The organism is Cryptosporangium phraense (assembly GCF_006912135.1).
In the GTDB taxonomy this organism is placed as follows: Bacteria; Actinomycetota; Actinomycetes; order Mycobacteriales; family Cryptosporangiaceae; genus Cryptosporangium; species Cryptosporangium phraense.
This window is the reverse complement of the sequence record NZ_VIRS01000018.1, coordinates 17,667-37,484: the sequence shown is the minus strand read 5'-3', so window position 1 is coordinate 37,484 and position 19,818 is coordinate 17,667. Positions and strand designations below refer to the sequence as shown.

The window sequence follows — 19,818 nt, the reverse complement described above, 5'->3', positions numbered from 1 at the left end:
GGTGGATGAACGGGGATAGCGGGGCCGGTCTGCTGCACCGCCTCACGTCGTACTCCGACGACCGCGAGTGGGACGTGCCCGCCGACGATCCGCGCGTGCGTCACGACATCGTCCCCAACGACGTCGCGATCAGCCCGCCGTTCACCAAGACCTACCGCGGGCTCCCGGTCACCCCGCTCCCCCGTGACCTCCCGCCCCCGGCGCTGAGCGCCACCGAGACCCTGGCCGGAGCGTCCACACCGGCGTCCGAGCTGGATGCTCGGCAGCTCGGGCGGATCCTCTACCTCGGCGCGGGCATCACCCGGGTGACCGAGCGGCGCGGCCGCCCGCACCCGTTCCGCGCCTCCGGCTCGGCCGGGGCCCGCTTCCCGCTGGAGGTCTACGCCAGCACGCGGTCGGTACCGGGCGTCCCGGACGGCGTCCACTGGTACGACCCCCGTGCGCACGCGCTCGTGCAGGTCGGCCCGCCCGCCGTAGGTGGCGCCACCACGCTCGTCGTGACCGGCGTTCCGTGGCGCACCGGTTGGCGCTACGCCGAGCGCGGCTGGCGTCACCTCTACTGGGACGCGGGCACGCTGCTCGCGCAGCTCTCCGCGGCCACGGCGAGCGCCGGGCTGTCCCCGTCCCTTCGAACTCTCTTTCCCGACGCGACGCTGCGCGCGCTCGTGGGGGCGGACGGCGTCCACGAGTACCCGCTGGCCCTGCTGACGTTCGGCCCGGACGAACCGGCGATCGCCCCGACCGGGCCGGCCGAGTGCGGCGAGCTGCCGTCGGTCGAGTTCCCGCTCTGCACGCTGGCCCAGCGGGCCGGTGAGCGCGACGAGCTCGGTCGTCCGTGGTCCTCGGGGGCACCGCTCGACGACGCTCCGCCGTCGGAGTCGCTCGACGTCGTGATCCTGCAGCGGGGCTCGCAGCGCCGGATGGACCCGGCCCGGAACCTGCCCCGGGCCACGTTCGAGTGGTCGCTGCGCGCCGCGCTGCGCGGTATCGACGTCCCGCACTGGGTCGTCGTGCACGGCGTCGACGACGTACAGCCGGGGCTGTACCGCTGTCCCGACCTGTCGACGCCGGTGCACACCGACACGTCCCGCGACGAGCTGGTCCGGATCTGCGTCGGCCAGGAGCTGGGCGGCGAAGCGTCCTATGTCGTCATCGCCGCCGTCCGGGACGCCGACCTGGACGACCACACCTACCGCGAGGCGCAGCTCGCAGCCGGCCTGGTCGAGGGGCGCCTGCACCTGGCCGCCTACGCGCTCGGCGCCGGGGCCACCGGCATGACGTTCCTCGACTCCGAGGTGCCTGCCCTGCTCCGGGAACCGTCGGACCTGGTCACGCTGCTGTTCACATGTGTCGGCGTGCCCGCGTATCGCAACCGGCCCGGCGGCGCACCCGGAGTACCGGCCGAGTTCCGCATGGTCACACCGAAGGTGCGTTGATCACGCTCCGACATCCTCGGCCAGCCGGGCCAGGTAGGCCCCGAACCGCTCCCGGTCGTCGGCGGGCCAGTCGGCGGTGAGCTCGGTGAACGTCGAGCGCTGCCAGTCCCGGGCGGCGGCCAGCAGTTCGGTTCCGGCCGGGGTGAGCCGCAACTCCCGGCGCCGGGCCTCCGTCGTTCATGGTCTAGTCGTAGGCGATCCGCATACGTCTTTCCCGGAGGCCAGGTGTCAGTCACGCTGAACGACACGATCGTCCGGGCCTGTGACCGGCACGCGGCCGCCGGGTTCTTCGGCGCGCTGCTCGGTCTCGAACCCGGCCCCGACGCCGGACCGTTCGCGCCGGTCCGGGTCAACGACGACCTCACGCTCGACTTCGACGACCGCGGCGGCCACAGCTACGAGTTCTTCACCGTGACGCCCTCGTGAGCCTCGACGGGCTGCGCCGCGCGCGCGATCGGATGGACCGCGAGTACGCCCAGCCGCTCGACGTCCCGGCGCTGGCCCGCACCGCGCTCATGTCACCGGCGCACTTCGCCCGCCAGTTCCGGGCCGCCTACGGCGAGACGCCCTACGGCTACCTGATGACGCGCCGGATCGAACGGGCGCAGGTGCTGCTCCGGCGCGGAGACCTGAGCGTCACCGACGTCTGCCTCGCGGTCGGATGCACCTCGCTGGGGTCGTTCAGTTCCCGCTTCACCGCGCTGGTCGGCGAGACGCCGAGCGCGTACCGGGCCCGGTCGCATCCGGTCACCAGCGTCCCGGGCTGCGTCCGGGCCCACTACGAACGGCTGGCCCTGGATCGAGCAGTTTCGGAGAAGCGCGCGGTACCGGCCCGCGCCTAGCGTGGCCGGCATGGAACTTTCGCTCTCGCACACGTTCGTCGTCGTCGACGACCAGGACGAAGCACTCGCGTTCTACCGCGACCTGCTCGGCCTGGTGGTCAAGGAAGACCTGACGTTCGGCCCGAACCGCTGGCTCTCCCTCCACGCCCCGAATCAGCCGGACGTCGAGATCGTGCTGGAGACGCCGGCCATGCGTCTCGGCCCGGACGCCGAGACGTTCAGCGCGATCGTGGCCAAGGGCAACCTGACCGCCTTGATCTTCACGACCGACGATTGCGGGGCCACGTTCGAGCGTCTGGCCGCGGCCGGCGCCGAGGTGGTGCAGGAACCGGTCGAGCAGTCGTACGGCGTCCGCGACTGCGCGTTCCGGGATCCGTCCGGCAATGCTGTTCGTTTCTCCGAATACGTCAAAAAGCCGTAGTGGCCGACCAGCGGGCCAGCAGGCTGGAGTCCCCGGCGATCTGCGGGACCGCCGGGCGTCCCCACAGGAACAGGTAGAGGTTCGAGACGGTCGCGGTCGCGGTGACGGTCGCCTCGACCGGCTCCTGACCGGCCGCAGTCGGACGCCAGGCGAAGCTGGCCGCACCGATGTCGATGCGCCACCGGGCGTCGACGTCGGTCGCCACAAGTTCGATCGACTGGCCGTCGCCGCGGACCGCGCCGAACCCGGCCAGGCGGGGCGCGTACGGCAGGATCGTCAGGATTTCCTCGATGCCGTCCCGGGCGACGACCGGGTCGACCGAGGCCGGGACGTTGAGCGCGAGAGCGGCGTCCGTGCGGTGGACGGCGGCTTCGTGGAGCATTCGGCGGGCCCAGAACGCGGTCGGCCGGGTCGTGCCGCCCAGCGTCCAGACCTGCTGGTGCGCGGGCGCGGCGACCAGTGCGCTGATCAGCCCGTCGACGCCGGCCGCGACCCAGTCGGACAGAGCGGTGGCCTCGGTCGGGATGTTCTCCTCGAACTCGGCGAACGGCAGCTTCTCGGTGGAGCCCGACGTGATCATCGCGGTGACCCACCGCTCGGTGGCACCTACGTGGCCGCCCAGTTTGCCCAGATCCCAGGCGGGGCAGCTCGGGACCGGTGTCGTCAGATCGGTGTCCGGCAGGAGGGCAGCTAACCGATCGATCTCGCGGAACAGCGCTTTGCAGTATTCCCCGTGGTCCATGGAGTGACGGTAGCTCGCCGCGGGCTCCGGCGCCGCTACCGGTCCGCGCGTCGCGCGGGGGCAATCGGTCTCTGGACCGATCTTGTCAGCGCTTGCGGGAACTGACGCCCCAGCCCATGCCGATCGCCACACCTAACGCGACGCCGAGCGCGAGGTTGTGGAACAGCAGCCCGAAGGCGGCTCCGAGCGCGATCCCCAATCCGATGCCCACTCGCATGCCCCCACCGTAATTGGTGTACGCAAAGTCACTTCAGTGGTCTGATGAAGTGAGCTGCGGCACCGGGAGGCAACAAATGTCGCATGTGGACGTCACTTTCCGTAGTTTCGATGGCACCAGGCTCGAGGGCACGCTGACCCAGCCGGAGTCCCCCGTCGAGAGATCGGCGGTGCTCGTCCACGGCGGTGGCGTCACCCGGGACGAGGGCGGGTTCTACGTCCGGCTGGCCGAGGGGCTGGCCGACGTGGGCGTCGCGTCGCTCCGCTTCGACCTGCGGGGGCACGGCGGGAGCGCCGGGCGCCAGGAGGAGCTCACGCTCTCGGCCGCCGCGAACGACGTGCGCGCCGCGCTCGACGAGGTCCGGACGATCGGCGGCGCACCGACGCTGATCGGGACGAGCTTCAGCGGCGGGGTGTGCGCGCTGGTGGCGGCGGCCGGCGACGTGCGCGATCTGGTGCTGTTCAACCCGTTGCTGGACTACAAGCGCCGGTTCGTCGACGAGAAGCCGTACTGGTCCGGCGATCACATCGACGCCGACGGCGCGGCCCGCCTCGACCGCGCGGGGTTCGTCGAGCACTCGCCGACGTTCCGGCTGGGGCGGGCGATGCTCAACGAGGTCTTTCAGGTCTCGGCGCGGGAGGCGTTACCCCGGATCGCCGTGCCGACGCTGATCGTCCACGGCACCAAGGACACGTTCGTCCCGATCGATTCGTCGCGCGAAGCCGTCGCGCAGTTGGCCCGCTCCACCCTGATCGAACTGGAGGGCGCCCAACACGGCTTCGCCGTCCACGACGACCCCACCTACGCCCATCCCCAGACCCGCGAGTGGCAGGCCCTGGTGATCAGGGAGACGACAGCCTGGCTGGCGCGCCGGACGTGACCGCGGGCAGCACCACGTCGTCGACGATCTCGACGATCGTCTGCTCGGGAACCGGGCGCCGGGTCATCATCAGCTCACTACGGAGCAGGTCGAACGGCAGCGCAACCATCCGAGGCGTCAGCCGCGACGGCTCCACCTCACCCCGGGCCGCCGCCCGTTCGAAGATGACATCCGTACCCCTCCGGCGCCCGGCCAGCACCTGCGCCCGAAGGTCGGCCGGACTCTCACCGCTGTCGTCGAAGTACTCGGCCAGCGCGACCGTGAACACCGCGATCAGCTCGAGGCGCGCGGTCGACGCCGAGACCAGGTAGGCGATCAGGTCACCGCGCAGCGTGCCGGTGTCGGGCGTCTCCACCGTGTTCGTGTCGAAGTACCGGCTGATCGCGGCGATCACCAGGTCCTTCTTGTTCGGCCAGCGGCGATACAGGACCTGCCGGCCGGTGCGGGCCCGCTCGGCCACCGCCTCCATCGTGAAGCCCTGGTAGCCGCCCTCCTTCAGCTCCTCCCAGGCCGCCGCGAGCAGCGCGTCCTCCAGCTCCTCGCCACGGCGGCGGGTCTGCGCCATTAGATACACCCCTGCCTCTTATTGACATCTGCCGATCTCAAGGTACACGCTTGTCTCCTAAATAAGGAGCGCCGATGTCTCTCAAGTTGAAGACCCTGGCGATCGTGATGGTGCCCGGCGTCCTGGCCGTGCTCTTCGACACGACGATCGTCGCGGTCGCCCTCCGCACGCTGGCCCGCGAACTCGACACCCCGCTGGCCACGATCCAGTGGGTCACCACCGGCTACCTGCTGGCCCTGGGCATGGTCATTCCGATCACCGGGTGGCTGCTGCGCCGCATCGGCGGGAAGCGGTCCTGGATCCTCGCGATGACGCTGTTCCTGCTCGGCTCGATCGGCTCGGCGTTCGCCTGGAGCGCGGGCAGCCTGATCGGCTTCCGGATCCTGCAGGGCGCCGGCGGAGGCCTGATGCTGCCGGTGATGCAGACGCTCGCGGTCCAGGCCGTCGGCCAGCGCGGGCTCGGCAAGGCGACCGCGACGATCGGGCTGCCCGCGGTGCTCGGCCCGGTGCTGGGGCCGGTGATCGGCGGGTTGATCGTCGACTCGTTCTCGTGGCGCTGGATCTTCTGGGTCAACGTCCCGCTGTGCCTGTTCTCGCTGGTCCTGGCCTGGCGGTTGCTGCCGTCCGACCGTCCGGAGTCCGCCTCCGCGAAACTCGACGTCACCGGGCTCGCCCTGCTCTCCCCCGGCATCGCGGCGATCCTCTACGGGCTGTCCGAGGTCGGCGTCCACCAGGGGTTCGGGCACGCGTCGGTGGTCGGGCCGATCGTCGTCGGGGCCGGGCTGGTGGCCGCGTTCGCGGTGCGGGCGCTGAGCCGCCGGGCCGAGCCGCTCGTCGACCTGAAGCTGTTCCGGTACCGGACGTTCAGCGCGTCGGCCGTGCTGCTGTTCCTCTCCGGGTTCGTCCTCTACGGGGCGATGCTGGTCATGCCGCTGTACTTCCAGCAGGTCCGCGGCCACGACGCGCTGGCCGCCGGGTTGCTGCTGGCCCCGCAGGGCCTCGGGTCGCTGCTCTCGCGCACGGCCGCCGGCCGGCTCACCGACAAGTACGGGCCCCGCTGGTTCGTGTTCGGCGGCCTGATCATCGTCGCGCTCAGCACGGTTCCGTTCGCGCTGGCCGACGCCGGTACGAACGAGTGGTTGCTGGCCGGTGCGCTGGTGGTCCGTGGATTCGGGCTCGGCGGGGTGGTGATCCCGCTGATCGCCGGCTCCTACCGCGGCCTCGACCCCGCCGACGCCCCGCACGCCAGCATCCTCACCCGCACCGCGCAGCAGGTCGGTGGCTCGTTCGGCGGCGCGGTCCTCGCCGTCGTGCTGGCCCGCGCCACCGCCGCCTCCGGCGCCGTCTCCGCCTACGAGACGACGTTCTGGTGGACGATCGCCTTCACCGCACTGGCCGTACTCGTAGCCCTGCTCCTACCCGGACGGACCGACGACCCAGTGGTTCGTGACGAGCCGGTGCCCGTTGTAGTCGGTGACTCCCGCGCCGAGCAGCGTGAAGCCCACTGACCGGCAGATCCCGTTCGACGGGGCGTTCGTCACGGCGGGGAACGCGTGGATCGTTTCCCACCGCCCGTCCGCCGCGGCCCGGTCGAGCACCGTCCGGACGCCCCACTTCCCGACCCCGCGGCCCTGGTACTCGGGCAGCACAATCCAGCCGATCTCAGAGACCTGCTCGTGCGTCCAGAGCGCGATGTGTCCCATGACCTCGTCGGAGTCGTCCGGCGTGACGATCAGGATCCAGCTCTCGTCGGCCTCGGCCTCGCGGACGTCCCGGGCGACCTTGTCCTCGATGCCCGCGCGGGGCACCGGGCCGCCCAACTCGGCCATCATCACCGGGTCGCAGCGCATCCGCACGTAGGCGTCGACATCGTCGAGGCGGACGTTACGCAGGCGCACTCAGACCGGCCTCAGTACGCTGATCGGGCGGCCGGAGTGGGCTCGGGCTCGTTCGTACCAGGAGCGGGCCTCGTCGACGTCGCCGAGGTCCTCGGCCAGCGCCCCGAGATCGACCATCGCGCTCGCGGCCTGCACCGGGTCGTCGCTGGCGGCCGCGCCGGTGAACCAGCGCCGGGCCTCGTCCAGGTTTCCGTGCTCGCGCTCCAGCACGCCGAGGCCGTGCATGGCCCGGGACGCCTCGCCCGGGTCACCGCCGTCGATCGCGGCCCGGAACCACGTCCGGGCCACGGACGCCCGCCCCTCGGCGGCCTCCAGCACCCCCAGGTCGACGCGGGCCGGCACCGACCCGGCCGCGATCGCCTTCTCGTACCAGCGCCGGGCGATGGCCACGCTGCGACTGCGATGAGCCCGGTAGGCGATGCCGTACATCACCCGGGGCGGGACGTCGGCGACGTCGTCGAGCAGGTCCCGGGCGTGCGGGTAGTCGCCGCGGTCGAACGCGGCCAGGCCCACCTCCCGGCGCAGGTCGGCCGGGAACGTGCGGGCCGCGTACCGCCAGAACCGGCCGCTGACCGGCGTCCGCTGCTGGTCGGCCACCGCGGAGAGCAGCCCGCTGCCGTAGTAGAAACCGCGGCTGCCGACCGCGGTCACCAGCCCGCGGTCGACCGCCCACTCCAGCGCCCGGGAGAGCGTCGGCACCCCGACCGGCCCCAACTCGCGCCGGTAGTCGACGTAGAGCGCGGCCAGCGCCTCGGTCGTCAGCGGGACCGGCGGATCGAGCCGTTGCCAGTCCGCGAACACCCGCAGCAGCGCCTGCCGATCGAGCCCGGCGTCCCCGTCCAAGGCCCGGCGCAGTGGCTCCAGCGGCACGACCAGCCGCCCGAGCCTGGTCGGTTTCGGCTCGGCCGGTACGTCCACATCGACCGCTCGCAGGGCGTCCAGATCGGTGGCCGTGAGCGAACCGACCTGGACCGCCGCACCCACGAGCGGGTCGGGCAGCCGGGCTCCGGCCAGCAGGCCGGAGTGGGCCGTGACCAGGACCCGCACGCCGTCGGGGACCTCGATGTCTCCGAGCTGTCGTAACGCGGTGGTGCCGGCCGCGTCGATCCACAGGACCGCGCCGTCGGCCGCGTGCCGCTTCGCGGCCGCGACGAGCGCGGCGAGCGGCACCCGCGGGTCGGGATGGAACGCGAGCAGGGTGTGGTCGGGCAGGTGGGTGCGGACCGCCTCGGCCACGGTGCGGGTCGTCCCGGTCAACCTCTTTCCGTGGACGACGACGAGCGGCGCATCGCCGGTGAGCAGCGTCGCCAGCGCTCGATCGGCCTCCCGGGGCGCGTACCGACCGTGCGGCGCGTGGACGCCGAGGTCGGCCAGCCGCACGTCGGAGACGCGGGGCGGACGGCCGCGGTCGTCCGCGAGCCTCAGCGCCGGCTTGACGTTGGCGCGCCCGGAAGGGACGTGGGCACGCCCGGGGAGGGACCATCCCGCCACGCCGCTCTCCTCTCGCCGCCGGTGAAGTCACCGTAACCCGGGATCAGCCCGCCGCCAGGAAGATGCAGAACGGGTGACCGGCCGGGTCGGCGTAGACGTAGATCGCCTCGTCCGGGTCATCCGAACGGGTGTCGTCCAGCAACGTCGCACCGAGGGCCATCGTTCGCTTGTGGACCTCGGCCAGCGTGGCGTGGTCGGGTACGGTCAGGTCGAGGTGGAGCTGCTGCGGGATCGGGCCCTCCGGCCAGGTGACCTCGGGCAGGCTCTCGACGCGCTGGAACGCGAGGCCGGGACCGGTCGGATTGCGCAGCACGAGCCAGTCTTCGTTCGGGTCGGGCTGCCCGGCCGGGGGCGCCTCGTGCCCGGGCCGGTACTCGAAGCCGAGCAGTTGCCGGTAGAACTCGGCCAGCTCGCGCGTGTTCACGCAGTCCAGCACGGTATGGCGAAACCGGGGCAGCGTCATCTCCAGATCGTACGGTCGGAGAACCGAATTGCCGTCCCGGTGCGATGGAGGGGTGTGAACGGTTCACCGCGCGACGACGACCTGCTGGCCCGGGTGGCCGCGGGTGATCGAGCGGCGTTCGAGACCTTCTACCGACGGCACGCGGGATGGCTGGTGCTGCGCCTGCGGCACCGCTGCGCGGATCCGACGATGGTCGACGACGTCGTTCAGGAGACGTTCCTGGGTATCTGGCGCGGCGGGGCCGCGCGCTACCGCGAACAGGGCGACGTCACCGGCTGGCTCTGGCGGATCGGCTCCCGTCGTCTGGTGGACGCGCTGCGCAAGCAGGGGGCCAAGGAACGCCTGCGCCAGGTGCTGGCGCGGTTCCGGGTGTCCACTCCGGAACCGTCGGCCGAGGACCTCGTGCTCCGGGGCGTCGAGCACGGCGACCTGGCCGGCGCGATCGGCCGCCTCTCACCGGAGCTGCGGGCCGTCCTGCAGGCGACGGTCCTCGACGGGCTGACGACCGGTGAGGCGGCCGTGCTGCTCGGCATCCCGGCCGGGACCGTGAAGACGCGGGCCATGCGCGCCCGCCAGCAGTTGCGTCAGGAGCTGGCATGAGTTGGCACATCGACGAGTCCCTGCTCGAGGGGTACGAGAACGGTGCGCTGCCGGCCCCGGCGCTGTGGTCGGTCGAGACCCACCTGATGGCGTGCGCTTCCTGCCGTTCCCGGCTCTCCTTCGACGATGAGGCCGGGTGGGAACGGCTCGACGCCGCGCTCGACGCACCGCGTCCGGGGGTGTTCGAACGCGCGCTGACCGCGTGTGGGGTGCCGTCGCACACCGGGCGGCTGCTGGTGGCGACGCCGGCGCTGCGCGGGTCGTGGCTGACCGCGGTCGCCGTGACGCTGGCGCTGGCCGCGCTGATGGCGCACGTCTTCCAGCCGGTCGTGTTCCTCACGCTGACGCCGCTGCTGCCGCTGCTGGGCGTCGCGGTGTCGTTCGGGCCAGGCATCGATCCGACGTACGAGACGACGGTCGTCGCGCCGTTCTCGACGTTCCGGCTGTTGCTGCTGCGCTGCCTGGCCGTGCTGTCGGTGAACACGGTGCTGGCCGGGGTGGCCAGCCTGTTCATGACCGGCTACGGGCTGCGGATCGTCGGCTGGTTCCTGCCATCGCTCGCGCTGACGCTCCTGACGCTGCTGTTCACCCCGCGGCTCGGGTCGGTGCCGGCCGCCGCGGTGGTGAGCCTGGGCTGGCTCGGCGTCGTCGTGCTGGCCGGAGCCCGGTCGCTGGGCTCGCCGCTCTACACGGTCACCGGCCAGTTGGCGGTCGCGGTCGCGACCGCGGTGGCCGCGGTCGCCCTCCGGCGGCAGGCCGCCGCGTTCGACCGCACCCGCACTTTTTCCTGGAGGTCTCGATGACGACGACCGACGTGGCCGTCTCCGGCGCCGGTCTCTCCGTGCGCTACGGCCGCACGGTGGCGTTGAACGACGTGTCCTTCGAACTGGGCACCGGGGTCACCGGGCTGCTCGGGCCGAACGGCGCGGGCAAGACGACGCTGCTGCGGGTCGTCGCGACCGCGGCGACGCCGGACTCGGGCCACCTCCGGGTGCTCGGGTTCGACCCGCTGACCGGCGCGGGCCGGCTCGCGACCCGTCGCCGGATCGGGTACCTGCCCCAGGACCCGGGCTTCCACCGGTCGTTCACCGCGTTCGAGTTCGTCGACTACGTGGCGATCCTCAAGGAGCTGACCGAGCGCCGGTCGCGGCACGCGGCCGTCCGCGACGCGCTGGACGCGGTCGGGCTCGGCGACCGCCGCGGGAGCCGGATCCGGACGCTGTCCGGCGGGGCCCGGCAGCGGGTCGCGCTGGCCGCCGCGCTGGTCGGTGACCCGCCGGTGCTGATCCTCGACGAGCCGACGGTCGGGCTCGACCCCGAGCAGCGGATGCGGTTCCGCGAGCTGATCGCCGACCTGGGCGAACAGCGGTCCGTGCTGCTCTCCACCCACCAGACCGAGGACGTGATGTCGCTCTGCCGCGAGGTGATCGTGCTGGACCACGGCGCGGTCCGCTTCACCGGGACGCCCGCCGAGCTGACCGCGCTGGCCGACGGTCGGGTGTGGACGAGTACCGCCCGGGGCGAGGGGGCGTTGGCGTCCTGGCGGACCGGCACCGGGCTGTTCCGCAACGTCGGCACGCCTCCGCCGGACGCCGACCTGCTGCCGCCCTCGCTGGAGGACGGGTACCTCACGCTGGTGGACCTGGCATGACGACGCTGGCGGTACCGGCACTGGACGTGTCGGCGCCCGACCGGGGCCGGGCCATGCGGGCGCTGGCCCGGGTCGAGGCGAGGCGGATGCTGCAGTCGCCGGTGACGGCCGTCGCGGGGATGCTGTTCGTCACGCCCTGGGTGTACGGGTGGTTGGCGCTGTCGCCCAACTCCTATCCGGTGCTCAGCACGGAGATGGCGACGACGCAGTTCATCGCGTTGCTCGTGCTCGGCAGCGGGGCGCTGATCACCGCGAACCTGGCGACGCTGCGACCGCACCGCCACCGGGCCGACGAGTTCTTCGACGTGCTGGTGCTCCCGGCGCAGTGGCGCACCGGGGCGCTGCTGCTGGCCCTGTCGGGCCCGGCCGGGCTGGCGCTGCTGCTGGTCGGGGTGCGGATGGCGATCCTGGCCGCGTTGCCCGGGGCGGCCGGCCGGATCAACGTCTTCGACCTGCTCACGGCGCCGGTCGTCGTCGGGCTGCTGGGGGCGGTGGGCGTCCTGCTGGGGCGGGTCGTGCGGTCGGCGATCGTCGCTCCGCTGATCGCGCTGTTCCTGGTCGCGGCCGCGTTCGTGCTGCCGATCGGCGCCTCGAACCCGTCCCGGTCCCGGCTGCTGTTCCCGACCGTCACCGCGGAGTTCACGATGCCGGTGCCGTCCGAGCTGCTGGACCGGCCGGCCGGGCGGCACCTGGTGTACGTGATCGGCCTGCTGCTGGTCGTGTGCGTGCTGGCGCTGCTGCGCTCGGGCGCCCGGCGGGTGTGGCTGGCCGCGGGAATCGCGGTGACGCTGGTGGTCTTCGGCGGGACGACGCAGTTCCGGACGTCGTCGTCGGTGGCGGCGCTGCGCAAGACCGCGACGGACGACCCGGCGGCTCTGCAGACGTGCCGGAGCGTCGGAGGCGTGAAGTACTGCGCGTTCGACGACTTCACGCCGTGGATCCCGGGCTGGGACAAGGTCGTGCGGGACGTCCGGGCGGCGGTGCCGTGGGTGTCGTCGCCCGGGTTGGCGGTCCGGCAGCGGGTGTGGGTCGACGGTCAGCCGATCCTGACCAGCAGCACCGCGAAGGAGAGCGACCGGCTGGCGACCGACCAGCGCGCGAGCGCGGCGGCCGGCACGCCGGACGCGATCCCGGTCGGAACCACCTGGGGCTCGCCACCGGACGAGGCCGTCTTCGCCGCCGCGGTGGCGTACCGCCTGATCGCCGGGCATCCGACGCGGAGCGGGATGTCGGTCTGCGGTGCCCGGGGCGCGCTGCTCGTGTGGCTGGTCGGGAAGGCCGCCCCGGACGGGTTACGGGAGCTGGACGAGCAGAGCTGGAACGCGCTGGTGTTCAGCGATCTGTCCGGGTACAGCGGGATCTCGGTGCCGGACTCGGACGCGTACTCCGGGCTCGCCCTGCTCGATGCACCGGGGGCGTCGGCCACGGTTCGGGAACACTGGGCCGAACTGACCGCGCCGGACACCCGGGTCGAGCGGTTCGCCGAGCTGACCGGGGTGTCGGTGGCCGCGCAGCCGCCGGAGTCGGAGCGGGTCGGATGCGAACGCTGACGCTGCTCGCGGTGGCCGCCCGGCCGACGGTCCGGGCCGCGCGGGTCGGGTCGTTCCTGGCCGGGGCGATCGCCGGGTGGGTGCTGCTGGCGATTCCGGCCGTGCTGGCCACGGCGCTCGACCCGGAGTCGCTGACGCTCCAGCTGCGGCTGGCGACCGTGTGCGCGGCCGTCGGGGTGGTGTTCCTGCTGGACGATCCGGCCAAGCCGACGACCGTCGTGGTGCCGGTTCCGGCGTGGGTTCCCACGGCGGTACGGGTGGTGTTCGCGGTGGTGGCGTCCGGGGTCTGGTGGGCGGTGGCGGTCGGGATCGTGCTGGCCGGGGCCGAGGACGGGGTCGGGCGGGCGTTGCGGCTGCCCGGCACCGGGCTCGAGGCGGCGGCGATGGTCGCGGTGGCGTTGGCGCTGGCGGTCTTCGGGACGGGGCTGGTGGAGCGCGGGGTCGCGTCGCCGGTGACCGGGCCGGCGCTGTTGGGGCTGTTCGGGGGGCTGGCGTTGCTGCCGCGCGGCGTCGCGTTGTTCGTCGGGGTGGGTGATCCGGGTTGGGGGGCGGCTCATGACCGGTGGGCGGTGGTGCTGGCGGGGGCCGCGGTCGCGGTGGCCGCTACGGCAGCGCGACGGCGCTGAAGTTGGTCGGCGCATCCGACGTTCTACGCTCGCCGGGTGCGCACACCCCTCAGCCTCGATCGGTACCTGACGTTCATCGACGCGATCGTGGCCATCGCGGTCACGCTGCTGATCCTGCCGCTGGTCGAGATGACGTCCAACCTCACGTCTGACGAGCCGTTCAGCGAGTTCGTGCTGAGCACCGAGGCGATCACGAAGTACGGGAGCTTCGTGCTCAGCTTCGTCGTGATCTTCCGGTTCTGGCGCGTGCACCACCGGTTGTTGGAGCCGATCGAGTCCTACGACAGCGTGCTGGTCGGGATCACGATGGTCTGGGCGATGACGATCGTCTTTCTGCCGTACCCGACGGCGCTGATCGAGATCTACGACACGGACCCCGGCGCACGAGGGCTCTACCTGGTGACGCTCGTGATCAGCTCGGGGTGTCTGACCGCGCTGAGCGCCTACCTGGCCCGCCGGCCGGCGCTGTTCAAGGAGGGTGCCGACGTCGAGGCCTACGGGGACCGGATCGTGCCGTCGGCCGTGAGCACGTTCCTGCTGGTGGCGATCTCGTTGATCGCGGTCGTGGTGAAGCAGATCAACTGGGGCGCGTTACTCCTGCTACTGCTGACCGGCGTCCTGACCCGCCTGGTCAACCGCTGGAGGCACCGACGCACGAATGCATCTGGGTAATTCTAGGCCTAGCAAGGATGCATTTGATTCAGGTCGTGCGCGACTTACTACCCGGCGTCCAGTGGTTCGACGAGGACACCGGGGCCGAGGTCCCGCCGGGCCAATGGTGGGTCGTCGACGGCGCCGAGGGGGCCGTCAACTTCGTCCGCGGGCTGCCGGACTGGGCGGTCACGATCACGCTGCTCAACGACGGCGTCCCCGAGCTGACCGTGGTCCGTCAGCCGATCGGCGACCTCACCTACACGGCCGTGCGCGGCGGCGGCGCGTTCCTCGACGGCCGCCCGCTGCGGGTGTCGGCCAAGACCGATCTGGACGCGGCGATCGTGACCGCCAGCCAGGCCGGCAACACCCCCGAGGTGCACGCCCGCTTCGGCCGCACGTTCGCCGCCCTGTCCGACCGCGCGCTGCTCGTCCGCAACACCGTGCCGACGACGTTCCCGCTGCTCGTCGTCGCGTCCGGCCTGCACGCGGCCGTGCTGGCAGCGCTGGCATGGCTGGCATGAACCTGACGATCCTCGGCGCGTCCGGAGCGGTCGGCGTCGAGCTGACCCGGCAGGCGCTCGATCGCGGGCACGAGGTCACCGCGATCTCGCGACATCCGGAACGCCTGCCGGACGGCCCGCGGCTCACCCGCGTCGCCGCCGACGTGCTCGACGCCGAGAGCATCGCGCAGGCCCTGGCCGGCCGGGAGACCGTCGTCTCGGCGCTCGGCGTCACCGACGCACCCGGCGTGCTGACCGCGGGAGCTCGGGCGGTGGTGGCGGCCGGCCCGGCCCGGGTCGTCTGGCTCGGCGCCTTCGGCACCCGGCGTCGGTGAGCCGGGCGACGATCGCTGCCGCGATGCTCGACGCGGCTGAGAGTTCCGAGCCGGGCGGCCGGATCGTGGTACCGCTGCCCTAGTCCAGCCCGCACTCGGTGACCACCCGGGTGAGGCCGGCCCGGGAGCGGACGCCGAGCTTGCGGTAGGCGTGGGTCAGGTGCGCCTCCACGGTCTTGGCCGAGATGAACAGCGCCGCTCCCACTTCGGCGTTCGTCAGGCCCTCGGCCACCATCCGGGCCACCTGCAGCTCTTGTGGGCTGAGCCGGTCGAGTCCGCCGGCCGGCTGGTCGCCGGGTGGCGCGTGCCCGCTGGCCGCGAGCTCGGCCACGCAGCGCTCGACCCACGGACGGGCGCCCAGCTGCGAGAACGTCCGGTGCGCGGCCAGCAGCGGGGCCCGCGACTGGGCCTTGCGCCGCGCCCGCCGGAGCCATTCACCCTGGCAGAGCAGCGTCCGGGCCTGATCGAACGGCGCCGGGTGGCGCTCGTGGGCGTCGAGGGCGGTGCGGAACGCGGCCTCGATCTCGTCCGGATCGTCGGCGACCAGGGCCCGGCCGCGCGCCGCGATCGCGATCTGCCAGAGCATCCCGGTCCGGCGGGCACAGCCCTCGATCCAGACCATCGCGTCCCGGGCCGCGGCCGGGTTGCCGGCCCGGACGTGCGCCTCCACCAGCTCGCCGGCGAACCAGCCGGTGTTCAGGTTTCCGAGCTCGCACCGGACGAACAGCTCGTGGGCGTGGGCCAGGTGCACGGCGGCGTCGGCGCAGGCTCCGGCGCTCAGGCTGTTCAGGCCGAGCACCCCGGCCCGCAGGAACCGCATCGACCGGACGTGGGAGAAGTCGGTGGACTCGAACGCCTCGGCGACGCGCCGCTCGCAGGTCGCGTGGTCGCCGCGGGCCGCGTCGACCTTGGCCAGGGCGAGGTGCGCGACCGCCTCGGTGCCCCGGTGTCGCAGCGCGGCCGCTTTCGCGAGCGACTCCAGCCCGTCGGCATAGGCGGCCGACCACTGACCGGTCCGCCACCCGAGCTCGCTGCGGAGGCCGAACGCGTAGGCGTACGCGGCCGGGTCGCCGGTGCGGCGGGCGCCGTCGAGCAGCTGGTGCAGCAGTCGCTGGGAGTCGTCGAACCGGTCCAGCGCCAGTGACGCATGGGCGACACCGCCGAACACCATCGCCGCGGTGGCCGGGTCGGCCGGGGCGAGCTCGGCGATCATCCGGTCGATCGCGACGTTCGCCTCCTCGTTCCGATCGGTCATGCAGAGCGCCTGACAGAGGGCCAGCCGGGCGCTGCTGTCGCCGCCGCTCAGCTCCATCGCTCGCCTGGCGGACCGTTCGGCCGCGACCGGCTCGGCGCTCATCTGCGCCGGTACCACCGCGGCGGCGGCGAGCAGGGCGGCCCGGGTGGTGTCCAGCGGCGCGGCCAGCTCGGCCGCGGCGACCAGCAGGCTCAGCGCCTCCCGGATCCGCCCCATCCAGGTGAGCGCCTGCCCGTGGAGCAGCGCGATGTCGGCCCGCAGGCGCGGGTCGGTCGCCACCGCCTGGGCCCGGTGGCACCAGGCCGCGGCCTCGTCGCAGGCGCCACCGAGCAGCGCGTTCCGGGCCGCGTCGAGCAGGCGGGTGGCCGAGCGCTCGGATTCGGGGGTCAGCTCGGCCGCGCGGTGCCAGGCGTGGGCCGCGGCCAGGTACGAACCGCACTGCCCGGCCTCGACCGCGGCGGTCACCAGCCCGGCCGCCACGTCCTCGTCCGGCCGGGTCACCGCGCTGGCCCGGTACCAGGCCCGGACCGCGCCGGTGGCCCCCTCGGCCAGGACCCGGTACGCGCCCCGGCGGACCGCCGCGGTCACCGTCCGCAACGCCACGCTCCGCAGGATCGGGTGCACGAACTCGTAGCGGTCCTCGTCGATCGTGACCAGCCGGCCCTCCTCGGCCGGGGTGAGGTCGTGCAGGGACAGGCCGGTCGCGGTCAGCGCCTGCTCCAGCGCGTCGATGGTCGGTTCCCGGGCCGCGGCGACCAGCGCCAGCGCCCGGTGCGTCGGCTCCGGCAGCGCCCGCAGGCGCGCGGCCCACCCCTCCTCGGCCCGCTGACCGGCCGCCGGCGACCGGGGCAGCGGCTGGTCACCCCGCCGTTGCGCCGGGCTCAGCCGCGAGGTGAACTCGAGCAGGATCAGCGGGTTGCCCCGCGAGAACGACATCAACGCGGGCAGGACGCCGGCCTCGACGGCCAGCCCGCGGCTGCGGAGCACCTCGGAGCACTCGGCCTCGTCCATGCCCCGCATCTCCACCGTGGTGAATCCGCCGGGGTCGTCGAGGGTGGTGCGGCTCGCGGCCACGAACGCGATTCGGTCGGACGCTACGCGGCGAGCCAGGAACCGGAAGACCTGGCCCGAGTCGGGATCCACCCACTGCAGATCGTCGACGAGCATCACCAGCGGATCGGGGTTCGCCGCCGACGCCAGCACGTTCAACGTCGCCACGCAGACCGCGTACGGGTTCACGCCCGACCGGGGCGTCCGCTCGCTGAGCGCCAGCGCCGCCTCGAGGTTCTCCCGCTGGGCCCGCGGTACCGCGCCGAAGTGGCGGCGGAGCGGCAGGAGGAGCTCGCCCAGCGCGGCGAACGGGAGCGACATCTCGGTCTCGACCCCACGCACCCGGAGCACCGGGAACTTCGGGGCGCCGAGCTGTTCCGCGTAGTCCAGCAGCGTCGTCTTGCCGACCCCCGGATCGCCGCGGACGAGCAGGGCGCCGCCGGCCGTGGGCAGGCCGTCCAAGAGCTGTTCGAGGGACGTGCGTTCCCGGTCGCGGCCGACGAACTCGACGTCTGCGCTCAGGCGGGGGCGGTCCGGAGACACCGTAGGAATCGTGCACCTACTCGGATTGCTGGGTGGGGTCGAGGCAAAACTAAGGGATTTCCCTTATGCCAGGAAAGACCCGGTTAGTGAGCTGCGCCATGGTGCCGCCGAGAAGTTGCCGCCGTTCATCCCGTCGGCCTGGCCGGACTATCGGCGATTCCCTCATTGCGCGCGGGTGTGCGTCCAGATTGTCTGTTTGTAGGTCCGTGACACAGAGGGAGCAGTGAATGAACGTCGGACGGAAGGTGGCGGGAGCGGTCGGAGTGGCCGCGTTCGTACCGCTCACCGTGGTCGGCCTCGGAGCGCAGCAGGCGCAGGCGGCGGACGCCGCCGCGACCGGAGTGACCGGGTGCGTCCCGGCCTACGCGAACACGACGGCGCCGCAACCCGGCAGCCGGGTGCGTTTCCCGGCGCCGGCCGAACTGCGGGTGGCGCCCGGGCCCGAGTGCGCGGCGATCACGGTGGTGAGCCCGGCCGACCTGCTCATCTACTTCTGTAGCACGACCGCGCCGACCGGGCGGTGGACGTACCTGCGGGACCACGACAGGGGCGTGAACGGGTGGGTCTACAGCGGCGCGCTCCGCGATTACGGCTCCCAGGTGGAATGCCCGGTGATCACCCGCTCGTAGGCGGGAGGACGCGGGCGGCGCGCCACTCCGGAGCGAGGATCGACCAGACCTCGAGATCGGCGCGCTGCCCGCGGTGCAGACGGGCCCCACGCAGAACGCCGTCGCGCTGCATCCCCAACCGGCGTGCGACCGCGATGCTCGGCGTGTTCCCGGACGACACCAGCCACTCGACCCGATGGATGTCGCGCTCGTCGATCACCCAGTCGATGATGCGACGCGCGGCCCTGGTGATCAGCCCGCGTCCCACCGCCGCCGGTTCAAGCCAGCAGCCGGCCTCGGCGGTGCCCTGCTCGACGTCCATCGTTCGGAACAGGACACCGCCGACGAGGGTGCCGTCGAGCCAGATTCCGTAGATGCGGCCGCTGTCGGCCATGGCCTTCTCGGCGTACGAGCGGAGAAACGCGCGGCTCGACGCCGGGTCGCTCACGGCGTCGGCGAGGCCGATGAAGCGCCCGATGAACTCGCGCCCTCGATCCATGTGCCGCAGGAACTCGTCCGCGTGTCGAGGTTCGAGGGGACGGAGCTGCGCACCGTCGCCGAGTTCCACCGCGAACACCGGTACCTCCTTCAGACGTGGAGCGGAGACGCCGGACAGTCTGCCCTGACGAGGAGAACGGATGAGCCGGCGGGACGACGTCGTCGATGCGGCGGAGGAGATTCTCGAGGCCGAAGGATTCGAAGGCCTCACGATGCGACGGCTCGGCGCCGCGCTCTCGATGCGCGCGCCGTCGCTCTACAAGCACATCGCGAACAAGACCGAGATCGAGGCGGCGCTGCAGGACCGCGCGCTGCGGCTGCTGGCCGAGGCCCTCGAGGGCTCGGACGGCGACCTGGCCGCGCTGGCCGCCACCTACCGCCGGTGGGCGCTGGACCACCCGCGCCTGTACGCGCTGGCGACCCGCCGCCCGCTCCGGTGCGAGACGGCCGCGGTCCCGCTGATCGACGCGCTCGGAGGCGACGACGGGCTGGCCCGGGTGGTGTGGGGGGCCGCGCACGGCCTGGTCGACCTCGAACTGGCCGGACGGTTCCCGGCCGACGCCGACCTGGACGACGCCTGGGCCCGGCTGATCGCGGCTTTCAGCTCGCCGTCGCCTCGCGGGTGATCTGGTCGAACTGAGCGTTCATCGCCTCGGCGAGCGCGTGGGCGGCCGAGAGCGGACGCACCATCACGGTGAGCTCGTCGATCAGGCCGTCGGCGTCGGTGTGCAGGAAGTCGCAGCCCTGCAGCGCCTTGCCGTCGACCGTGGCCGTGAACATCAGCGCCGAGTCGTGCGCGTCGGTGCCCTCGTACTCGCGGACGTACCGGAAGTCCTCGAAGACGCGCAGGACGGCACGGAGGATCGCCAGCGTGAGCGCCTTGCCCGGGTACGGCTTGAACGCGACCGGGCTGGTGAACACGACGTCGTCGGCGAGCAGCGCCTCGATCGCCTCCGTGTCGCGGGCCTCGGCGGCCTGGCGGAACGCGTGCAT

25 protein-coding genes and 1 pseudogene are annotated in these 19,818 nt (G+C 72.7%); 16 read left to right on the top strand and 10 right to left on the bottom strand.

The window, feature by feature from the left end; all coding sequences use genetic code 11:
• Positions 1-5: 5 nt before the first annotated feature.
• On the top strand, positions 6-1,436 hold the full coding sequence (locus FL583_RS24080) for a SagB/ThcOx family dehydrogenase (RefSeq protein ID WP_142707085.1): 1,431 nt from the start codon (positions 6-8) through the stop codon (positions 1,434-1,436).
• Here FL583_RS24080 and FL583_RS40310 read toward each other — a convergent pair whose 3' ends face one another.
• Positions 1,437-1,589: a hypothetical protein gene (locus FL583_RS40310; RefSeq protein WP_170323841.1), complete on the bottom strand. Its 153-nt coding sequence runs from the start codon at positions 1,587-1,589 to the stop codon at positions 1,437-1,439.
• Positions 1,590-1,661: 72 nt separating this feature from the next.
• Here FL583_RS40310 and FL583_RS24075 point away from each other — a divergent pair, with 72 nt between their 5' ends.
• From FL583_RS24075 to FL583_RS24065, 3 genes are read left to right on the top strand one after another with little or no spacing between them, the layout of a single operon-like run.
• Positions 1,662-1,862 (top strand): VOC family protein, encoded by a 201-nt coding sequence (locus FL583_RS24075; protein ID WP_205752407.1) that lies wholly within the window; start codon positions 1,662-1,664, stop codon positions 1,860-1,862.
• 32 nt (positions 1,863-1,894) lie between these two features.
• Positions 1,895-2,278 (top strand): helix-turn-helix transcriptional regulator, encoded by a 384-nt coding sequence (locus FL583_RS24070; RefSeq protein WP_142707227.1) that lies wholly within the window; start codon positions 1,895-1,897, stop codon positions 2,276-2,278.
• 10 nt (positions 2,279-2,288) lie between these two features.
• Positions 2,289-2,699, top strand: coding sequence for a VOC family protein (locus FL583_RS24065; RefSeq protein WP_142707084.1), 411 nt, complete (start codon positions 2,289-2,291; stop codon positions 2,697-2,699).
• On the opposite strand, the gene FL583_RS24060 is transcribed toward FL583_RS24065, so the two are convergent.
• Together FL583_RS24060 and FL583_RS42500 are read right to left on the bottom strand one after the other, a co-directional pair.
• The gene (locus FL583_RS24060) at positions 2,686-3,441 is read right to left on the bottom strand and encodes a maleylpyruvate isomerase family mycothiol-dependent enzyme (RefSeq protein WP_142707083.1); all 756 of its coding nucleotides are present in this window, start codon (positions 3,439-3,441) and stop codon (positions 2,686-2,688) included. The genes FL583_RS24065 and FL583_RS24060 overlap by 14 nt on opposite strands.
• A gap of 85 nt (positions 3,442-3,526) precedes the next feature.
• Positions 3,527-3,658 (bottom strand): glycine zipper domain-containing protein, encoded by a 132-nt coding sequence (locus tag FL583_RS42500; protein ID WP_276611635.1) that lies wholly within the window; start codon positions 3,656-3,658, stop codon positions 3,527-3,529.
• Between the two features lie 76 nt (positions 3,659-3,734).
• Between FL583_RS42500 and FL583_RS24055 the strand changes: the two genes are divergently transcribed.
• Positions 3,735-4,538, top strand: coding sequence for an alpha/beta hydrolase (locus FL583_RS24055; protein WP_142707082.1), 804 nt, complete (start codon positions 3,735-3,737; stop codon positions 4,536-4,538).
• On the opposite strand, the gene FL583_RS24050 is transcribed toward FL583_RS24055, so the two are convergent.
• On the bottom strand, positions 4,501-5,103 hold the full coding sequence (locus tag FL583_RS24050) for a TetR/AcrR family transcriptional regulator (protein ID WP_142707081.1): 603 nt from the start codon (positions 5,101-5,103) through the stop codon (positions 4,501-4,503). The genes FL583_RS24055 and FL583_RS24050 overlap by 38 nt on opposite strands.
• Before the next feature lie 74 nt (positions 5,104-5,177).
• Here FL583_RS24050 and FL583_RS24045 point away from each other — a divergent pair, with 74 nt between their 5' ends.
• A complete protein-coding gene (locus tag FL583_RS24045) occupies positions 5,178-6,611 on the top strand; it encodes an MDR family MFS transporter (RefSeq protein WP_142707080.1) in 1,434 nt (477 codons plus the stop codon).
• On the opposite strand, the gene FL583_RS24040 is transcribed toward FL583_RS24045, so the two are convergent.
• From FL583_RS24040 to FL583_RS24030, 3 genes are read right to left on the bottom strand one after another with little or no spacing between them, the layout of a single operon-like run.
• On the bottom strand, positions 6,519-7,001 hold the full coding sequence (locus FL583_RS24040) for a GNAT family N-acetyltransferase (protein WP_142707079.1): 483 nt from the start codon (positions 6,999-7,001) through the stop codon (positions 6,519-6,521). The genes FL583_RS24045 and FL583_RS24040 overlap by 93 nt on opposite strands.
• Positions 7,002-8,492, bottom strand: coding sequence for a tetratricopeptide repeat protein (locus FL583_RS24035; protein WP_142707078.1), 1,491 nt, complete (start codon positions 8,490-8,492; stop codon positions 7,002-7,004). It abuts the gene before it with no gap.
• A gap of 43 nt (positions 8,493-8,535) precedes the next feature.
• Complete coding sequence (locus FL583_RS24030; protein WP_142707077.1) at positions 8,536-8,955, bottom strand: VOC family protein; 420 nt, start codon at positions 8,953-8,955, stop codon at positions 8,536-8,538.
• Between the two features lie 54 nt (positions 8,956-9,009).
• Between FL583_RS24030 and FL583_RS24025 the strand changes: the two genes are divergently transcribed.
• From FL583_RS24025 to FL583_RS23990, 8 genes and pseudogenes are all read left to right on the top strand, one after another.
• A complete protein-coding gene (locus FL583_RS24025) occupies positions 9,010-9,555 on the top strand; it encodes an RNA polymerase sigma factor (protein ID WP_142707076.1) in 546 nt (181 codons plus the stop codon).
• Entirely contained in the window at positions 9,552-10,358 is an 807-nt protein-coding gene (locus FL583_RS24020) for a cupin domain-containing protein (RefSeq protein ID WP_142707075.1), read from the top strand. Before FL583_RS24025 ends, FL583_RS24020 begins: the two co-directional genes overlap by 4 nt.
• Positions 10,355-11,206 carry an ATP-binding cassette domain-containing protein gene (locus FL583_RS24015; protein ID WP_142707074.1) on the top strand — a complete coding sequence of 284 codons (852 nt, stop codon included), beginning with the start codon at positions 10,355-10,357 and terminating at the stop codon, positions 11,204-11,206. Before FL583_RS24020 ends, FL583_RS24015 begins: the two co-directional genes overlap by 4 nt.
• A complete protein-coding gene (locus FL583_RS24010) occupies positions 11,203-12,756 on the top strand; it encodes a hypothetical protein (RefSeq protein WP_142707073.1) in 1,554 nt (517 codons plus the stop codon). Before FL583_RS24015 ends, FL583_RS24010 begins: the two co-directional genes overlap by 4 nt.
• Positions 12,744-13,382 (top strand): ABC transporter, encoded by a 639-nt coding sequence (locus FL583_RS24005; RefSeq protein WP_142707072.1) that lies wholly within the window; start codon positions 12,744-12,746, stop codon positions 13,380-13,382. The genes FL583_RS24010 and FL583_RS24005 overlap by 13 nt, the downstream gene beginning before the upstream one ends.
• 36 nt (positions 13,383-13,418) lie before the next feature.
• The gene (locus FL583_RS24000; protein WP_142707071.1) at positions 13,419-14,054 is read left to right on the top strand and encodes a TMEM175 family protein; all 636 of its coding nucleotides are present in this window, start codon (positions 13,419-13,421) and stop codon (positions 14,052-14,054) included.
• A 17-nt stretch (positions 14,055-14,071) separates the two neighbouring features.
• Positions 14,072-14,557 carry an inositol monophosphatase family protein gene (locus FL583_RS23995; RefSeq protein WP_142707070.1) on the top strand — a complete coding sequence of 162 codons (486 nt, stop codon included), beginning with the start codon at positions 14,072-14,074 and terminating at the stop codon, positions 14,555-14,557.
• Positions 14,554-14,859, top strand: a pseudogene (locus FL583_RS23990) (NAD(P)-dependent oxidoreductase); the annotation flags it as partial. The gene FL583_RS23995 and the pseudogene FL583_RS23990, both read left to right, overlap by 4 nt.
• 91 nt (positions 14,860-14,950) lie before the next feature.
• On the opposite strand, the gene FL583_RS23985 reads toward FL583_RS23990, so the two are convergent.
• Positions 14,951-17,719, bottom strand: a complete 2,769-nt coding sequence (locus FL583_RS23985; protein WP_142707068.1) for a helix-turn-helix transcriptional regulator — start codon at positions 17,717-17,719, stop codon at positions 14,951-14,953.
• Positions 17,720-17,946: 227 nt separating this feature from the next.
• Between FL583_RS23985 and FL583_RS23980 the strand changes: the two genes are divergently transcribed.
• Positions 17,947-18,348 carry a hypothetical protein gene (locus FL583_RS23980; RefSeq protein ID WP_142707067.1) on the top strand — a complete coding sequence of 134 codons (402 nt, stop codon included), beginning with the start codon at positions 17,947-17,949 and terminating at the stop codon, positions 18,346-18,348.
• Here the strand turns inward: FL583_RS23980 and FL583_RS23975 are convergent.
• Positions 18,335-18,904 carry a GNAT family N-acetyltransferase gene (locus tag FL583_RS23975; protein ID WP_142707066.1) on the bottom strand — a complete coding sequence of 190 codons (570 nt, stop codon included), beginning with the start codon at positions 18,902-18,904 and terminating at the stop codon, positions 18,335-18,337. The two genes, FL583_RS23980 and FL583_RS23975, sit on opposite strands and share 14 nt — an antisense overlap.
• A gap of 61 nt (positions 18,905-18,965) precedes the next feature.
• Between FL583_RS23975 and FL583_RS23970 the strand changes: the two genes are divergently transcribed.
• Positions 18,966-19,451, top strand: a complete 486-nt coding sequence (locus tag FL583_RS23970) for a TetR/AcrR family transcriptional regulator (RefSeq protein ID WP_142707065.1) — start codon at positions 18,966-18,968, stop codon at positions 19,449-19,451.
• On the opposite strand, the gene FL583_RS23965 is transcribed toward FL583_RS23970, so the two are convergent.
• Positions 19,426-19,818, bottom strand: coding sequence for a nuclear transport factor 2 family protein (locus FL583_RS23965; protein ID WP_142707064.1), 393 nt, complete (start codon positions 19,816-19,818; stop codon positions 19,426-19,428). The genes FL583_RS23970 and FL583_RS23965 overlap by 26 nt on opposite strands.

Coding starts and splice junctions, on each gene's coding strand:
- FL583_RS23965 (WP_142707064.1), bottom strand. CDS start 19,818: ATGCACGCGTTCCGCCAGGCCGCCGAGGCCCGCGACACGGAGGCGATC.
- FL583_RS24055 (WP_142707082.1), top strand. CDS start 3,735: ATGTCGCATGTGGACGTCACTTTCCGTAGTTTCGATGGCACCAGGCTC.
- FL583_RS24020 (WP_142707075.1), top strand. CDS start 9,552: ATGAGTTGGCACATCGACGAGTCCCTGCTCGAGGGGTACGAGAACGGT.
- FL583_RS24080 (WP_142707085.1), top strand. CDS start 6: ATGAACGGGGATAGCGGGGCCGGTCTGCTGCACCGCCTCACGTCGTAC.
- FL583_RS42500 (WP_276611635.1), bottom strand. CDS start 3,658: ATGCGAGTGGGCATCGGATTGGGGATCGCGCTCGGAGCCGCCTTCGGG.
- FL583_RS24045 (WP_142707080.1), top strand. CDS start 5,178: ATGTCTCTCAAGTTGAAGACCCTGGCGATCGTGATGGTGCCCGGCGTC.
- FL583_RS24070 (WP_142707227.1), top strand. CDS start 1,895: ATGGACCGCGAGTACGCCCAGCCGCTCGACGTCCCGGCGCTGGCCCGC.
- FL583_RS24030 (WP_142707077.1), bottom strand. CDS start 8,955: ATGACGCTGCCCCGGTTTCGCCATACCGTGCTGGACTGCGTGAACACG.
- FL583_RS24015 (WP_142707074.1), top strand. CDS start 10,355: ATGACGACGACCGACGTGGCCGTCTCCGGCGCCGGTCTCTCCGTGCGC.
- FL583_RS24065 (WP_142707084.1), top strand. CDS start 2,289: ATGGAACTTTCGCTCTCGCACACGTTCGTCGTCGTCGACGACCAGGAC.
- FL583_RS23980 (WP_142707067.1), top strand. CDS start 17,947: ATGAACGTCGGACGGAAGGTGGCGGGAGCGGTCGGAGTGGCCGCGTTC.
- FL583_RS23970 (WP_142707065.1), top strand. CDS start 18,966: ATGAGCCGGCGGGACGACGTCGTCGATGCGGCGGAGGAGATTCTCGAG.
- FL583_RS24010 (WP_142707073.1), top strand. CDS start 11,203: ATGACGACGCTGGCGGTACCGGCACTGGACGTGTCGGCGCCCGACCGG.
- FL583_RS24060 (WP_142707083.1), bottom strand. CDS start 3,441: ATGGACCACGGGGAATACTGCAAAGCGCTGTTCCGCGAGATCGATCGG.
- FL583_RS24005 (WP_142707072.1), top strand. CDS start 12,744: ATGCGAACGCTGACGCTGCTCGCGGTGGCCGCCCGGCCGACGGTCCGG.
- FL583_RS23995 (WP_142707070.1), top strand. CDS start 14,072: ATGCATTTGATTCAGGTCGTGCGCGACTTACTACCCGGCGTCCAGTGG.
- FL583_RS24050 (WP_142707081.1), bottom strand. CDS start 5,103: ATGGCGCAGACCCGCCGCCGTGGCGAGGAGCTGGAGGACGCGCTGCTC.